Annotated in this window: 12 protein-coding genes; 6 read left to right on the top strand and 6 right to left on the bottom strand. The window is 47.0% G+C overall.

The window, feature by feature from the left end; genetic code table 11:
• The first annotated feature begins 4 nt into the window (after positions 1 to 4).
• Positions 5 to 1,201: a glycosyltransferase gene (locus ACTTKA_RS04595; protein ID WP_314790625.1), complete on the top strand. Its 1,197-nt coding sequence runs from the start codon at positions 5 to 7 to the stop codon at positions 1,199 to 1,201.
• Here the strand turns inward: ACTTKA_RS04595 and ACTTKA_RS04600 are convergent.
• Genes ACTTKA_RS04600 through ACTTKA_RS04620 form a run of 5 tightly spaced genes read right to left on the bottom strand, consistent with a single transcriptional unit; the run spans position 1,190 to position 7,126 of the window.
• Positions 1,190 to 2,308 (bottom strand): glycosyltransferase family 4 protein, encoded by a 1,119-nt coding sequence (locus ACTTKA_RS04600; protein ID WP_442724146.1) that lies wholly within the window; start codon positions 2,306 to 2,308, stop codon positions 1,190 to 1,192. The genes ACTTKA_RS04595 and ACTTKA_RS04600 overlap by 12 nt on opposite strands.
• Positions 2,305 to 3,366 carry a radical SAM protein gene (locus ACTTKA_RS04605; RefSeq protein ID WP_442724147.1) on the bottom strand — a complete coding sequence of 354 codons (1,062 nt, stop codon included), beginning with the start codon at positions 3,364 to 3,366 and terminating at the stop codon, positions 2,305 to 2,307. Before ACTTKA_RS04605 ends, ACTTKA_RS04600 begins: the two co-directional genes overlap by 4 nt.
• Positions 3,356 to 4,543, bottom strand: a complete 1,188-nt coding sequence (locus ACTTKA_RS04610; RefSeq protein ID WP_442724148.1) for a glycosyltransferase — start codon at positions 4,541 to 4,543, stop codon at positions 3,356 to 3,358. Before ACTTKA_RS04610 ends, ACTTKA_RS04605 begins: the two co-directional genes overlap by 11 nt.
• Position 4,544: 1 nt before the next feature.
• Positions 4,545 to 5,783, bottom strand: coding sequence for an O-antigen ligase domain-containing protein (locus ACTTKA_RS04615; protein WP_442724149.1), 1,239 nt, complete (start codon positions 5,781 to 5,783; stop codon positions 4,545 to 4,547).
• A gap of 11 nt (positions 5,784 to 5,794) precedes the next feature.
• Positions 5,795 to 7,126: an O-antigen ligase family protein gene (locus ACTTKA_RS04620; protein ID WP_442724150.1), complete on the bottom strand. Its 1,332-nt coding sequence runs from the start codon at positions 7,124 to 7,126 to the stop codon at positions 5,795 to 5,797.
• Positions 7,127 to 7,254: 128 nt separating this feature from the next.
• On the opposite strand from ACTTKA_RS04620, the gene ACTTKA_RS04625 reads away from it, so the two are divergent.
• Both ACTTKA_RS04625 and ACTTKA_RS04630 read left to right on the top strand, forming a co-directional pair.
• Complete coding sequence (locus tag ACTTKA_RS04625) at positions 7,255 to 8,568, top strand: UDP-glucose dehydrogenase family protein (RefSeq protein ID WP_442724151.1); 1,314 nt, start codon at positions 7,255 to 7,257, stop codon at positions 8,566 to 8,568.
• 15 nt (positions 8,569 to 8,583) lie between these two features.
• On the top strand, positions 8,584 to 9,315 hold the full coding sequence (locus ACTTKA_RS04630; protein ID WP_442724152.1) for a copper homeostasis protein CutC: 732 nt from the start codon (positions 8,584 to 8,586) through the stop codon (positions 9,313 to 9,315).
• Positions 9,316 to 9,798: 483 nt separating this feature from the next.
• Here the strand turns inward: ACTTKA_RS04630 and ACTTKA_RS04635 are convergent, their stop codons facing one another.
• Positions 9,799 to 11,469, bottom strand: a complete 1,671-nt coding sequence (locus ACTTKA_RS04635) for a choice-of-anchor Q domain-containing protein (RefSeq protein ID WP_442724153.1) — start codon at positions 11,467 to 11,469, stop codon at positions 9,799 to 9,801.
• 218 nt (positions 11,470 to 11,687) lie between these two features.
• Here ACTTKA_RS04635 and uvrB point away from each other — a divergent pair, with 218 nt between their 5' ends.
• From uvrB to mnmE, 3 genes are all read left to right on the top strand, one after another.
• Complete coding sequence (gene uvrB / locus ACTTKA_RS04640; protein ID WP_442724154.1) at positions 11,688 to 13,721, top strand: excinuclease ABC subunit UvrB; 2,034 nt, start codon at positions 11,688 to 11,690, stop codon at positions 13,719 to 13,721.
• On the top strand, positions 13,718 to 14,569 hold the full coding sequence (locus ACTTKA_RS04645) for an N-acetylmuramoyl-L-alanine amidase-like domain-containing protein (protein ID WP_442724155.1): 852 nt from the start codon (positions 13,718 to 13,720) through the stop codon (positions 14,567 to 14,569). The genes uvrB and ACTTKA_RS04645 overlap by 4 nt, the downstream gene beginning before the upstream one ends.
• 80 nt (positions 14,570 to 14,649) lie before the next feature.
• Entirely contained in the window at positions 14,650 to 16,059 is a 1,410-nt protein-coding gene (gene mnmE, locus ACTTKA_RS04650; RefSeq protein ID WP_442724156.1) for a tRNA uridine-5-carboxymethylaminomethyl(34) synthesis GTPase MnmE, read from the top strand.
• The last annotated feature ends 384 nt before the right edge of the window (positions 16,060 to 16,443 follow it).

The following is a 16,443-nucleotide window of genomic DNA, read 5'->3' on the forward strand; positions in this document are numbered from 1 at the left end:
ATAGATGAAAAAGAATTTGTTAATTATACAGCATGTTTATCCCTTAGGACAAAATACAGGTGACAAAATACGAACGATGAATATGATTAAATCTTTAGATAATATAGGATTTAATGTTTATTTTATAGCGTTTTTTACCAGGGGATTGCGGCGTATATTCAAAGAAAAAGTAAGCTATAATGCTGCTTCTCGAAAAGTTTTCTATATTTACTCTCTGCCCAATCGGTTGTATTTGAATAAGCTGGCTGCATGGTTGCGTTCGCTGGCTGTTTGGATGGTGTGTAGATATTATAAAATAGATGTTATTCAGGCAGAATTAACGCACTCCGTTTCTTCTACGAAATTGGTGCCTGAAATACCGCTTGTCACAGATTTTCACGCCGATTTTGTTCCGGAGCTTGAGATGAGAGGTTTTTCAAATTATAATATCAACTATGCCAAACAAGATAATATTTATGCCTTGAAGCGATCGGTACGAACGATTACCGTTTCTCAAAATCTGCATCAGAATCTATCGGTATATTGTGATTCTAATGCCGTCAATTATGTATTGCCATGTAACTTTGATGCACAGCCATTCAGAGAGTTGCCATCCGATATTCGACAACGTATGAGACGTAAATATATGTTGGAGGATAGAATTGTTCTTTGTTATTCGGGAGGTTTGCATGTTTGGCAATGTATCGAGGAGACAATCACGATCATTTTACAATTGTACAGAAAAAATTCCCGCTATTTCTTCTGTTTATATACTTGTGATGATACCACGGAGGTAGAGTACAAATTGAGATCGATGAAAGGAAATTATATGATAAAAAAGCTGTCTAAATCGGAAGTGCCGGCATATCTTTCATTGATTGATGCAGGTTTTGTTCTGCGTAAAGACAGTCCGGTGAATACGAATGCATCACCCACGAAGAGTGCTGAATACTTTGCTGCGGGGGCCATGGTGATTGCTTCACGATATGCGGGTGATGTACCGGATATGATACGTGACGCCGGACAAGGTATTATCTTGCCTCATTTGTCATTGAAGGAGAAGGATCTTGAACAATTGGACAGGGCTGTGACAGCTTATTGCAGTGATTATGATCTCAATTCCAAGATCGTGAAAGATTATGTTTTTCAAAACCGAATATGGACATATAATGAAGAGAAATTAAGATCATTATATCAGGATATCGGTCTTCTACCGATGTGAGAGCGGGTATTTCGATAGCCTTAAATATATATTATATGTCTGTCGGGCAATATGCTCCCAATTATAGGAGGTTAAATCGTATGTGTGAGAGATAGGATTATATAATTTCTTCTCAATAGCTTCACTGAGTGTGGGGATGCAATTTTTATTATAATGAAAGTAACAATCGGCAGGAAGACCAACAGCCTTATTAGCCGGTATGTCACTCACTAAAACCGGGATTTGATAACTCATGGCTTCTAATAGTGTAAAAGGCAGTCCTTCGTGCGATGAGGGAAGTACAAATAACGCGGCATGCGCATATAGCTGTTGTAAAGGATTGCCTTTGATCATGCCCGTCAGAATAACATGATGTTTCTTTGCAATGGCCTTCAAAGATTTTGAATAATGGTTTTCGTGATCGGCATCTCCGGCAATTACCAACCGATAATCAGAGGCATATTTCGTTTTTGCGTATGCAAGAATGAGTTTGTCGAAATTCTTTTCCTCGACAAAACGCCCGACGGCTAAAAGATATTTTCTCGGTTTTAAGCCCAACTGACGAATGTAATCGGTTTCATTGATAGAAGTGGACGGTGGATTAACACCATTGTATATGAGATGAGTATTCTCTCTGTGATACTTCGTTTTGAGGAGGTTTTGAATGACTGTTGAAATAACAATTACTTCATCTGCCCATCGGGCGACACAAAACTCTCCAAACCGTAAAACGAATTTGGCCAATCGTCCCCATTTCCGACGATCGTAATCAGGACCGTGGTGGGTCGCAACGACCTTGAGTCCGAGTAGTTTGGCAAAAGGAATCGCAATAGAAGGTCCAATCGCTTGAAAATGGATGATATCGGCTTTGGTTCGAAAGGCATACCAAACACTTCTGAACGTATGAACAGCAGCCTCCAACCCTTGCCTTTTAGGCGTATTCAAATCTTTGAATTTTACGCCTTCATAAACGGTAAGGGGAGAAGCCTCTCTGACGAAAGGCTTACGTCTGGTAACCGTCATGTCACATCCCAGTTTGACCAACCGGGGACATAACTCCTCGCAATGGGTTTCAACTCCTCCCTGTATACGGGGAAACCCTCTCAGTCCAGTAACAACAATCTTCATGACCTCAGATCGCCTTGTGCAGGGTCCTGCCCCACATCATACCATTTACGCTCCAGACAAAGAGGCTGGTTAAGAAGACTCCGTACTTTATTCTTCAACATCCATTTAAGCGGATAACGAATGTACTTTTTCATCACAGGGGAAGCAGTGCCAACCATCCAGCAGTTTTTCGGACAGCTACGTACTTGAGCTCTTACTCTCTCTGCTTGCTCGCTCTCCCATATCTCTTTGAAGGAAGAGGCTTGCCGGATATTTCCCATGCTCTCCATCCAGTACCGTTCTTCCAGGCCGTTGCATGGATAAACTTCGCCATACGGGTCTACAAAGAAGTTGACCAGACCGGCCTCACAAGGCAACATTCTTCGGTTTCCTTCAATATAGTTTATCAATCCGTTATTGAAAAAGGCGCGTGCCCATGACTTTGGATGATTTTCTTTTAATTGCATGGCAATCAACTCTTCGAAGTCGGCGATTACTTTGTCCTTATTCGTGATCTGATTGTCGTATTTATGAAAATAGTAAGAGTTGTGAAACGCTGCCGTAGCAAATTCCATACCCAGACTTTTCGACAGACGATAGAGAGAAAGCATATCGGCCGAATTGTTGTTGCTGACCGTACAGCCGAATCCGATGTCTTTCACTCCCATCTCTTTTAATAGAAGTAACGTACGCAGTCCGCGGTCAAATCCTCCTGATTTTCCACGTAATTCGTCATTTTTCTGAGATAGTCCTTCGATACTGACCCGAATCCCAATACGCGGGTATTTTTTAGCCAGATCGATAATTCGGTCTTCAAACCAGCCGGATGTAGAGATAACAACTCGTGGCGATTTCGTGAATAAGACCTTGACGACGGCCTCGAGATCTTGTCTTACAAACGGTTCTCCTCCGGTGATGTTTATAAATTTCACCTGAGGGAGAATCTCTAATTCCTCCGGTTGAATCTCTTTTTTTACTTCGGTCGGATTGTTCCAGATGTCGCACATTTTACATCGCATCGGACAACGATACGTCGTAATAATGCACATGTCTGTAGGAGGATATATCTTAATAGCCATAAATTTTCATTAGTTTTACATAAAACGTTTCGGAAGAAAATTTATTTTGTGCGTCAATCGCTATTTTTTCAAAAGGGTAATCTTCCGTAAAATATCCGAAGCAGTCGATGATCTTGGCACGCAGCTCATTGATGTGTCCCGGAGTAAATAAATCTCCATTTATTCCGATCGTAATCAACTCCGGTATGCCGCCTATCGTAGCGCCTAATACAGGTGTTCCCAAGCAAAGCGATTCAATCGCTCCATACGGATTATTTTCGTAGCAAAGCGACGGGATAACTGAGAAGCGAGCTTGTTGAATGATCGGGAGCAATTTCTCCTGTGGAAGGTATCCTAAAAACTCGATATGATCCGAAGTATATGTTTTACGGAAATCTTCCAATAATGGTCCTCCCCCGATTACTTTTAAGGGATATGGCAGATCTTTGGCTGCTTCGAGCAGGGTGCCGACTCCTTTTTCCGTTGAGAGACGGCCCGCATAGCAATAGTACCCCTTTTTCTGGTAACAAGGAGGTACTTGTTTATACATGAAATTATGCAGCACTTCTATTTGCTTGTCCTGATAACCTGCGGCAACCATTTTCTCCTTTAAAAAAGAGCTGGGACTGATGAATCGGTCTGTGATGCGTTCCAGCTTGGTACGATTCCAATATACGGCCTCCATCCATGCCAACAAGCTGGCTGCACGACTGTTTTTCATACATCGAACTCTAAAGACGTGGGCTTTGTTCTTGAAGCAAAGTTCGCAAGGCTTATTGTCCCGTAAACATAAATAAGTAGGACAAATCAATTTATAATCGTGCATGGTCCAGACCACGCGAATACCTCTCCGATGGGCAGTCTGTGCAATGACCGGAGATAGATATGAGTGAATATTATGCAGGTGCACAATATCGGGTTGGAAATCGGAAAGAAGCCGGTTGAATTTTTTGACCACGTCTGTGTCTGAGAATACACGCTTGAGGGCTTTGACCTTTTGTGTAAGGCCGGCTTGGGAAAAGCTGACTTCTTCAGGGAAATACTCTTCCCACGCTGTCGGGAGATTTTCGGCATAACGCATACCGAATACGGCCACTTCGTGCCCGTGCTTCTTTAATAGCTCTTCTGTAGTGAGTACGGCCGTGCAGTCTCCACCCCTGAAATAGTAGAATTTATTGACTAAAAGTATCCGTGCCATATCATTTTACTTTTTCAGGGGGCGTCGTATTCAATTTATACTTGATATCTGAAAAGATCAATCCCAACAACGTCATCATAAAGAAACCTCTATTGTGGGTTAACGTGGCATCCGAGATGGACTCGATTAAAAAGAATGCGATAATGATGATGGCAATGACCGCTTCTTTCTGACATCCTTTACGAAAGGAAATAATGGCTTTATGCGTTAAATAATACCAGAACAGAAAGAAAAGAAACAGTCCGACAAGACCGAACTGAGCTAATGCCGGGTAATAGGTGTCAGCAATAAAACTGGGGTCAGCCTCATTTAGCCCATGCATACGCTCCATGCTGTATTTTGCGTATATCGGAGAGTAATATTCTCCTGAAGCGTATGTCCCGTAAGAGGCAAAGCCTGAACCGAAAGGTATATAGTCTCTGAAGATACGTACAGAAAAATAATAAAGCGCCATGCGGGCATATAAATCTTCTACGCCTCGTCCACCGCCGAAGCCTCCTGTAATAAAATACAGTTGAATTTTATCTTTGGCTACGACAGCGGTTACTATGATTGCAAAGAGTAAGAAAAGCGTGTTCTTTATATTGAATTTCATCTCAAACGACTTGTTGATGTAAAGCATCATAAGTATACATAGCGCCAAAAAGCCGAAGAGTTTGGAACGTCCGGAGAATAAACCGATCGATAAAAGTAAGATAAAAATGAGTTTGTCTCTTCTCGTATAATCACTGAAATAGAGATACAAGAGGGCTAAAATGGAGGTTGCAGTAGCGAAGCGGGAGGTGTGAGACAGTATGTTTAACATTAAGTCTTTTATAAACAAATCCCCCACTCCAATCAATAGCATGTAGAGGCTGAATAAAATCGCTAACTGCCGTAGAATCTTTTTTTGGTTCTCATTCAAGGCGGGCCGCATGGAATACACACAGAAAAAAGCCAGATAAGGCTTGATCTGTATAACAAAATCCATCAGAATGGCTCGAGGACTATTGGAACCGATATACAGGGAGTAGACCAGATAGAACAGAAATATTCCCAAGATAAGCAGGAACATTTTATCAAATGCCCAATTTTTGGATCGAAGGACATTTATTCCGAATAAAATAAATAAAAGGAGTGCACAGATTTCATCAATATAGCTGAATCCGGCCATATTGAAAAGATCGTAGAAGATCACGCCCAAGACGAGCGTGAACATCATTAGCCTGAAAAAGTTTTTATTTATAAAGTCTTGTTGCATACGGTAATTTTCTATGTCGCTTTATCGGGATATTTTACTGAGGATGCTGTTCCCGTTTCTATGCAATCTTCCCACAGAGGCTCTTTGGAGAGAAGTTCGTCGGGAATCGTCTGTCTTTTTTTCGTGAGGCATTCATTCTGCCTCGGATTACCTGCCAATAGGCCGAAAAACATCATCATAAAATATCCTTTATGACTGGTGAGTAACGAGTCGGAAATGTTTCCGATAAATAGAACGCAAGCCAGAATCAGCACGATTACGAAGTGCTGAAGATTTCTTTGCTGCTTGTATTTCCATAAAGAAATGCATATAACATATGTCCAGAAAAGCAGGTACAGGACAATGCCTGTAAGGCCGAACTGTACGAGCGACGGGTAATACGTGTCACAAACGGAGTGCCAGGCTTGCGGGGAAAGTCCCGATACGGTATGAAGTCCGTATTCGGCATAAAGAGGTGAGTAATACAATCCGGAAGCATAGGTCGCAAAACTTGCCAATCCGCTACCGAATACGGGAAAGTCTCGCCATACCTTCAGCGATGCCTGATATAAAATTGTTTGCGGAGTCAGAGCCGAGAAGCTGCCGCCCTGTGCGTCTGATGGCGAAAGACAGCTTGTAAACTGTATATAGAAAAGATACGTAGCGGCTAATGCGACAATGCCTACTGCAATTCCCGTTCTTGTCCAGGAGATTAGAATGCTGCGTCGATTGAAGAGGAAAATAATGCCCCCTATCAGTAGGAAGAGTCCGATGAAATGAAAGGAGGCCAGCATCCCGACCGATATCATGAGCAGGAATATCCAGCGCGCCGTTGTTGAGAAGTCGCTGCAATACAGGTAGACGAGTGACAGCAAGGTGATGATCGTTACGAAATTTTCAGGCCGATCCATGACCGACCGGTACATGTCGGGCAGATATAATCCGCAGACTCCGATAGGGAGGAAGAGCAGCCAGAGCAGCAAGCATAACCGTGCCATTTGTTGTTTTTGCATGTCTGAAAGAGATGGCGCCAATTGCGAAACGATGAAGAAGGTGATGTAAGGTCTGAGCTGTATCAGAAAGTCGAGCAGAATAGCTTGCGGTTTGTTATGTGAGAGATAGAAGGAATAGCCCAGATAAAGCAGCAGGACGGCCGGTATGACGATGGCCGCAGGATGGAAACTCCGTTGTTTCGTAAGGTAAAGAAAGAATCCATAGATGATTAGTAACAGGATGCCGGACAACTCGCCCGTGAATCTCAGTTCTGCTGTGTGATACAGTGACACTCCGAAAAACAACGTAAACGCAAACAGGTAGAAAAAATAATGATGCGCGATATTTCGTATACTACGTCCAACCTCCATGCCGATCCTTTCATTGGGTCGCAAAAGTACAATGTTTTTTTCTAAATACTGAGAAAACAGCATCGAAAAAGGAGGCAATCCTGAAAAAAAGCACTACTTTTACGCCCGTTTAAAAAAATAAAAAAAGCATGAAAATAGCAATCGTTGGGACGGGATATGTCGGTCTGGTTACGGGTACTTGCTTTGCAGAGATGGGCATGGAAGTTTATTGTGTGGACATTGATCACCGCAAGATTGACAACCTGAAAAACGGGATCATCCCGATCTATGAGCCCGGATTGGAGGAACTGGTCGTCCGTAACCACGAAGTCGGACGTTTGCATTTTACAACTGAGCTGAGGGAGGTGCTCGACGAGGTTGAAATCGTGTTCAGCGCCGTCGGTACGCCGCCTGACGAGGATGGCAGCGCCGATCTGAAGTATGTGCTCGATGTGGCGCGTACGATCGGGCAGACCATGACGAAATACTTGCTGGTGGTAACGAAAAGTACCGTACCCGTCGGGACGGCGCAGAAAATCAAGCAAACGATTCTCGACGAACAGGCCGGACGCGGCGTATCGATCGACTTCGATATAGCTTCCAATCCGGAATTTCTGAAAGAAGGGGCTGCTGTTAAAGATTTCATGCACCCCGACCGTGTCGTTGTTGGGGTAGAGTCAGACCGTGCAAAAAAACTGATGGAAAAGCTGTATCATCCTTTTATGTTGAACAACTTCCGCATCATTTATATGGATGTCCCTTCGGCCGAAATGACGAAATACGCGGCCAATGCCATGTTGGCCACACGCATCAGTTTTATGAACGATATGGCTAACCTCTGCGAGATTATCGGCGCCGATGTAAATATGGTGCGCAAAGGGATCGGCGCCGATACGCGTATTGGCAGCAGTTTCCTTTATGCTGGCTGTGGTTATGGCGGGTCTTGCTTTCCGAAAGATGTAAAGGCCTTGATTCGCACGGCCGACGAGCAGGGTTATCCGATGCGTATCTTGCAGGCGGTTGAGACCGTGAACGAATATCAGAAAACAGTATTATATCGGAAGTTAGAGCAGTACTATCGAGGAAATCTGTCAGGCAAGAAAGTGGCTATGTGGGGGCTGGCGTTTAAACCTGAGACGGACGATATGCGTGAGGCGCCTTCGCTAGTGCTGATTGATCTGTTGCTGAAGGCCGGATGCCGTGTGACGGCTTACGATCCCGTAGCTGTCGCGGAGGCTAAACGCCGTATCGGTGACCGGATTCGTTATGCGAAAGATATTTATGAGGCGGTAACCGATGCCGATGTGCTGATGATTGTGACGGAATGGAAAGAATTTCGTTTGCCGTCGTGGCCTAAAATTAAACAACAGATGAAGACGCCGTTGATCTTAGACGGACGTAATATTTACAACATTCATGAGATCGAAGAGGCAGGGTTCACCTACCACTGCATCGGTCGATAAACCTAACCAAAGAGCATGGGACGAATCATTGAAATATGCGCAAATTCGGCGCAGAGCTGTGTAGAGGCTGAAGCCGGAGGGGCACGGCGTGTGGAGCTGTGTGCCGCTATTCCTGAAGGCGGTACAACGCCCAGCTATGGAGAGATACGGGCAGCGCAGGCGCTGACTTCGCAGATCGATATCAACGTCATTATTCGGCCGCGTGGCGGAGATTTCCTCTATACTCCGGCCGAGGTGCAGGCCATGCTGTATGACATTGAAATGGCCAAACAGTTGAACGTTCACGGCGTTGTGTTTGGCTGTCTGACTCAGGACGGCGATATCGATATCGCCTTGATGCAACGTCTCATTGAGGCTGCTAAACCACTCTCCGTCACGTGTCATCGGGCGTTCGACGTGTGTCGCGAGCCGTTTGTGGCGCTTGAGCAACTCATCGAATTGGGATGCGACCGCATCCTGACATCCGGCCAACAGCCTGATGCAGAGAGCGGCATCCCGATGCTCCGCGAGCTGGTGAAACGTGCCGCCGGACGCATCATCATCATGCCCGGCTGTGGGGTGCGCGAGCACAACATTGCCCAAATTGAGGCCGAAACGGGAGCAACGGAGTTTCATACTTCGGCACGCAGCGTTGTCTACAGTTCCATGACGTATCGTAAAGAAAGAGTGCCTATGGGTAGCACCGCTGTTACATCCGAATTTGAAACGGTGCAGACAGATCGCCGCAAAGTGGCATTGTATATCTGATCTTGTTTATCCGTATAAAAGTGCGTATGCTTTTGCCGGGCTGTGTAAACCGATTCGGCTTTTGGGATGACAACAACCCTGAAGCATCCGTAAAGTTGTTTTTGCCCCGGAAACTGAGTATCCGGCATTCAAACAGCTGTTTTTGCCCCGGAAACCGAGTATCCGACATTCAAACAACTGTTTTTGCCCCGGAAACTGAGTATCCGGCATTCAAACAGCTGTTTTTGCCCCGGAAACTGAGTATCCGACATTCAAACAACTGTTTTTGCTCTGGAAACTGAGTATCCGGCATTCAAACAGCTGTTTTTGCTCTGGAAACTGAGTATCCGGCGTTCAAACAGCTGTTTTTGCCCCGTTGTTGTACAACAACGGCATAAAACGAAGTTTTCTGCTGCGCTGCCGTTTTTCTACTGCCTGTAAAGTTTGCGTCCGAGAGACTGAAATAAAAATGAGGCGGCCTGTGTTTTTGACACAGTTTCGTTGTTAGTAGACAATCACCTTGGCTTTGCCTTCTCCGTTAAGCGAAATGAAGTAGATGCCGTTGGGGAGATTTACGATCTTTGTACCCTCTTTCTCGTTGTTATATTGCCGGATCAGCTGACCATCAACCGTATAAATTCGGATCGTGGCCGGACGGTCGAGCTGAATCGTTACCTGACCGTGCGATGCCCATATCCGATAATCCTCCTCTATGATGCCTGCGTCTTTGGGATTATGTCCCTGATATTCATACGCACCAAGATCAATGCTCTTGCCGTATACACGTGGATTACCGGCCAAATCCGTTTCAATCGACCAATGAATATTCTTTCCCTTATCAATAAACGGACTGTTTTGATTCAAACGGTAATCCCCTTCTGTAGTCGGGGCGAAGCCGGGCGCTACATGACTTGCGAAGCCATTTGCAATGTGCGTAAAATCGTTTGTTTTAATCTTATTCATAAAGGGAGACGGCTCTCCTTCGATATAGCTTTCATGCATAGTAGGCATACTTCCCGTAGCGCCGTTGTTGTATAAGTTGGGATAGCCGCCTGGCGCCTGATTATCCCAGATAATCGTGTTCGAGAACACGGGTAAAGATATCCCGATTTTCGTCCAGTTTTTTCCGGCTGAGCAGGCGATACCTCCGCCTTCAGTCGCGGCCCTGTTTCCGCAGATGGTTACATTCGTCAGAGAAGGTGCTACGTTTCCTGCATACGAATAACAGAATATTCCAGCTCCCTTGTGAGCGGCATTTCCGGCAACCAGCACGTTCGTCAGATGGGGCGCCGATACGAGGTCTTCGCAAAGGCTGTAGAATCCGCCTCCTTCCCGTTGGGCCTGATTCCCGACGATGGACACGTTTACTAATTCGGGCGAAGCGACTCTTTTTCCGCTGTTGAAGATGCCGCCGCCTGATCCTCCGGCCTGATTCTTTCGGATCGTGGAATACCGGATAGTTACACTGGCTTCGTTATTCTCTGAGTAGATGAATATACCGCCGCCGTTTTTGGATGCCTTATTCCTTTCGAGGGAGATGTTTGATAACTTAGGTGACAGTTTTTTGTATGCCGTATAGGCATAAATGCCGCCGCCAAATTCGGAAGATACCGGCGTTTCGCCGATCAACACGCTGTTTTCTTCGTTGGCATGACCGCCGGTGATGGTAAAGCCGTCTATCTCGGCGGATAACTCGGCTTCTGCGGACGACCCGGCATCAAGCAGGACGAGCACATGGTAGGCGTTCTCGCTCATGTTTGAGAAGTCGGCCCCGTCGTCGCCATTAAAGTCGCCGCTCAGAATGGTACGGTGCATCTTCCAGTCGCGATCTTTTATCGTTGTGTGATCCGTTGCATCAGCTGGAAAACCTCCGTATAAACGGATACGGCCGCGAACCATAAACGAACGATGACGGTCGGTTGTCTTTTGTTTGGGATTGTGAGCCAGTGTTTCCCCGATTCGCCGGGTAGGGTGATACGTGCCGGCCGCAACGTACACGGCATCGCCCGGCTGTGCCTTATCCAATGCTGTCTGGAGCGTAGCCAACGCTTTCGACCATGATTTGCCGTCATGAGCATCGTTTCCTTTTGTCGCATGGACATGATAAACCGTCTGCGACATGACAGGCAAGGCACACAGCAAACTACATATGATCAGTATATATTTAAGTTTCATAAGTTCTCTGCAATTTAATTAAGGTATATGCGAAGGAACAAAGGACAGCATTATTTCAGATAGGAGCAACAATATGCCGGTATATTGTACAAAACCCCGCCCTTGAACGACAAAATTTTGCATGGCTGGAACAGGAAAGTCGGCCGTTTTTTCAAGTCTGTGTCGTACGTTTTTCCGTGAGGGTTTTGTATCTTTGTATCTTCATAGTACGAAAAATCATGGATTTTGAACTTGTTTCGTCATATAAGCCGACGGGCGACCAGCCTGAGGCCATCGAGGCGCTTGCCCAAGGCGTCCGTGAAGGAGTGCCGTATCAGACCTTACTAGGAGTGACGGGGTCGGGGAAGACTTTTACCGTGGCCAATGTCATCGAACGAGTACGTAGGCCCGCACTGATCCTGAGCCATAACAAAACGCTGGCCGCACAGTTGTACAGCGAATTCAAATCGTTCTTTCCGCATAACGCCGTCGAATATTTTGTATCATACTACGATTACTATCAGCCGGAGGCTTATTTGCCCACAACCGATACATACATTGAGAAAGATATGGCGATCAACGAAGAAATCGATAAGTTACGTCTGCGTGCTACGGCCTCGCTGCTCTCCGGACGTCGCGATGTGATCGTTGTCTCGTCCGTCTCGTGTCTTTACGGCATGGCCGATCCGCGTGCTTTTGAAGAGCAAGTCGTCTATCTGGAGAAAGGGATGAGGATTGCCCGCGACAAGATGCTTCGCCTGTTTGTCGATGCGCTTTATGTAAATAATAAAGTGGAGTTTTCGAGCGGCAGTTTTCGAGTGAACGGCGATACGGTCGATATTTTCCCGGCCATCGAAAGCTACGACGGACTGGCTTACCGTATCGAGTTCTGGGGGGACGAAATAGAGCGTATCGCATCGTTTAACCCGGTCGACGGGCATGAATACGACGAGCAGGATACGCTGAACATCTATCCGACGAATCTGTTCGTTACGACGCAGGAGCGTATCCGTACAGCCATCGGGCAGATACACGTCGATCTCGGTGAGCAGGTCCGGTTTTTGCAGGATATCGGCAAGCCGCTCGAAGCCAAACGTCTCGAAGAACGCGTAACGTACGACCTCGAAATGATACAGGAGTTGGGGCATTGCGCCGGCATCGAGAATTATTCCCGCTATCTTGACGGTCGTCAGCCCGGAGAGCGTCCGTTCTGCCTGTTAGACTATTTTCCGAAAGATTTTTTACTGGTCATTGATGAGAGCCATGTAACGGTGCCCCAGATACGCGCCATGTACGGCGGAGACCGTTCGCGCAAACAAACGCTCGTTGAATACGGTTTCCGTCTTCCGGCGGCGTTGGATAACCGTCCGCAGACCTTCGAGGAGTTCGAATCGTTGACGCCGAGCGCGATCTATGTGAGCGCTACCCCTGCCGATTATGAACTGATGAAGAGTGAGGGAGTAGTCGTTGAGCAGCTTATCCGGCCTACGGGACTTCTCGACCCGATCATCGAAGTGCGTCCCAGCCTCAACCAGATCGACGACCTGATGGAAGAAATCGCGCAGCGTGCCACAGCCGACGAGCGCGTGCTGGTGACTACACTCACCAAACGCATGGCCGAAGAGCTGACGGATTACCTGAAGCGGATGGAGGTGCGCTGTAACTATATTCACAGCGATGTCGATACGCTCGAACGGGTGAAGATCATGGACGATTTGCGCAGGGGGCTCTTCGATGTGCTGATTGGCGTCAATCTGCTGCGCGAAGGGCTGGACTTGCCGGAGGTTTCGCTTGTGGCTGTGCTCGATGCCGACAAGGAAGGATTTTTGCGTTCCCACCGTTCGCTCACTCAGACAGCCGGACGTGCTGCACGTAACATCAACGGAAAAGTAATCTTTTATGCCGACAAAATCACCGACAGCATGCAGCAAACGATCGACGAAACGAATCGCCGGCGCGAAAAACAACTAGCTTATAACGAACGGCACGGCATCACACCGAAGCAGATCGTGAAAAACACCGTGTCGGTGCTGGGTGGTGGACGTCTGCAAACAGCTACCGAAACGTATGCTTACGTTGAGCCGGAACCGTCGCTGGTGGCCGATCCCGTAGTGCAGTATATGACGCGGCCGCAATTGGAGAAGGCCATTGCGCAGGCGCGGAAACAGATGACCGAGGCGGCGAAGAAACTCGATTTCCTCGAGGCAGCGCAATATCGTGACGAAATGTTGAAATTACAAGATATGTTGGATCAAAAAACAGAAGAAAAATGAAAAAATGGATGGTATTTGTGTGGAGTACGCTCGTGTGTATGGCTTGCTCAGCTCAGGAAAAGGCCGACTATACTCCGGAAGATCGGGCGATTTTTGATACGTATGTGCAAGCGATGCAAGGGAAAGAGCATTTGCCGTTAGGCGACCTCCTTGTCGAGACGGCGAAGTTCTTCAAGGATCGGCCTTACGTGGGTTCGACACTTGAGAAAGAGCCGGAAAGGCTCGTGATCAACTTGCGTGAGCTCGACTGTACGACGCTCGTCGAGTCTGTCCTCGCATTGGCACGCATGGTGAAAGCCGGTAATCCTTCGTTCGAAGCGTATGCCGGGCAACTGAAACAACTGCGCTATCGTCAAGGCGAAATACACGATTACACGGATCGCTTGCATTATTTCTCCGACTGGATTTATGAGAATCGGCGGAAAGGGATTGTTCGAGACGTAACGTCCGCGATCGGAGGTGAGCCGTATCGCCTGAAAATGTCGTTCATGTCTGCGCATCCCGATAAATACAGGCAGTTAAAGGCGCATCCGGAATGGGTAAAGGTGATGCGTGAGAAGGAGCAAGAAATCTCATCGCGTGCGACGTATGCCTGTATCCCCGAAAAAGAAATCGAACGTTGCGGCTCCGGCATGCAAAACGGAGATATCGTTTGTTTCGTGACGAATATCGAAGGGCTGGATATCTCGCACGTCGGATTCATTGACCGCGAAGGCGAGATGCTGACGTTTATCCACGCCTCGTCTTCGGCCGGGAAGGTGATCGTTAATCCGGAGTCGCTACAGACGTATGTGACGGACGGTAAACGGACAACGGGCGTGATGATTGTCCGTCCGCAGGAACCGTAAAACGGCGCAACTTCTTCTTTCCGCTTTTCTGCTCTTTCACGAAAAGAAGTATCTTTGCTCGTAAATTATCATTATACGTCATGCTGGACAAATCAACCATCTGTGCCGTATCGACTGCCCCCGGAGTGGGCGGTATTGCGGTGATACGCGTATCGGGTCCCGAAGCGTTGCCTGTCGCGCTTCGGCTCTTTCGATACGGAGGGGAAACACCTGTCGCCGAGTCTGTCAAACCTCGATATGCGTATTATGGCGAAATGATAGCCGGAGATGAATTAATTGATGAAGTCGTCCTGACTTATTTCCGGGCTCCGCATTCGTTTACAGGCGAGGATACGGTAGAAATCTCCTGCCATGGTTCTGTCTATATCAGGCGCAGACTGTTAGAGAGCCTCGTAGGAGAAGGTTGTCAGATGGCACAACCGGGCGAATTTACTCGCCGTGCCTACCTCAATGGGCGTATGGACCTGAGTAGTGCCGAGGCGGTGGCGGATATCATCGCCAGTGAGAGCAAGGCACAGCATCAGATGGCGATGAAGCAGCTGCGTGGCGGATATAGCGAGGAATTGAATGCTCTGCGTGAGGAATTGCTTCGCCTAACGGGGTTGATGGAGTTGGAATTGGACTTCCCCGAAGAAGATGTGGAGTTCGCCGATCGTACCGAATTGCTCGCCCTCTGCGACCAAATCGAGCTCAAACTCAAGAAGCTCATCGACAGCTATCGCCTTGGCAATGCTGTCAAGCGTGGAATTCCTGTGGCGATTGTCGGCACGACTAACGTAGGCAAGAGTACCCTGCTCAATACCTTGCTGGGCGAGGAGCGTGCCATCGTGAGCGATATTCACGGCACCACGCGCGACACCATCGAGGACACGATGCACATCGGAGGCTACCTTTTCCGCTTCGTCGATACGGCAGGGTTACGCGAGACCGAAGACACCATCGAGAGCCTCGGCATTGAGCGTAGCCGAAGCAAAATCAAAGAGGCAGATATTATCCTCGGCGTACTCGACGTTACTCGCCTTGAGGAAGCGAATCAGCTCGATCATATCCGGGAGATTTGGCTCAAGAGAGGAGAACGAACGATGCTTGTCCTCCTCAATAAGAGCGAGAACCTCACCGAGGACGAACGGAACCATCTCGATAAGGTGCTGTGCGATTCCCTTGGTTACTCCGAAAAACCGCTGTTTATCTCGGCTCGCTCAGGCGAAGGAATGGATCAGCTTAAGGAAGAATTGGTCAAGATCATGGACTGTGCTCAGGCGAACGAAGCCGACCTTATTGTGAGCAATGCCCGCCATCATCAGCTCTTGCGGGAGGCTTTCGATGCCCTTCGGCGAATGCGTTCGGGCTTCGATATGGGACTCTCGACCGACTTGCTAACACTCGACCTCCGCCACGCCATCACCTCCATCGGCGAAATTACCGGCCGCGAAATCACCAGCGACGACACCCTCCACTACATCTTCGCCCACTTCTGCATCGGCAAATAAAATAACTCATAAAATTTGTAGTGCTTTAAATAATCCTCTATGCACGATAATGTTTTCATTGAAGTTAAATCTAGCTTCTGAATTGTTAAACCTAAAGAACGACACAGTTCTATTTCTTGGTCGATTCCCTATCACACTGAAATTAAAAAGAGTTTGCAGCACTTTATCTACATTCCGCTCTTTAATCGTCCCCATTTTTAGATAAGAATCGTAATGTTGCTTAAATTCTTTAATCGTAAAAATCTGCTTGCGAATCTGAGATATTATTGATAGAATAGTCATAATATCAGGAAGTTGGGCATATATCTCATCGACAATTTCATCTTTTAAATTATTGCTGTCCGGTAAAACTTTTAGGACTGTAAAAAATTAGGGCTGACACTT

The organism is Tannerella sp. (assembly GCF_052170195.1).
Classification (GTDB): domain Bacteria; phylum Bacteroidota; class Bacteroidia; order Bacteroidales; family Tannerellaceae; genus Tannerella.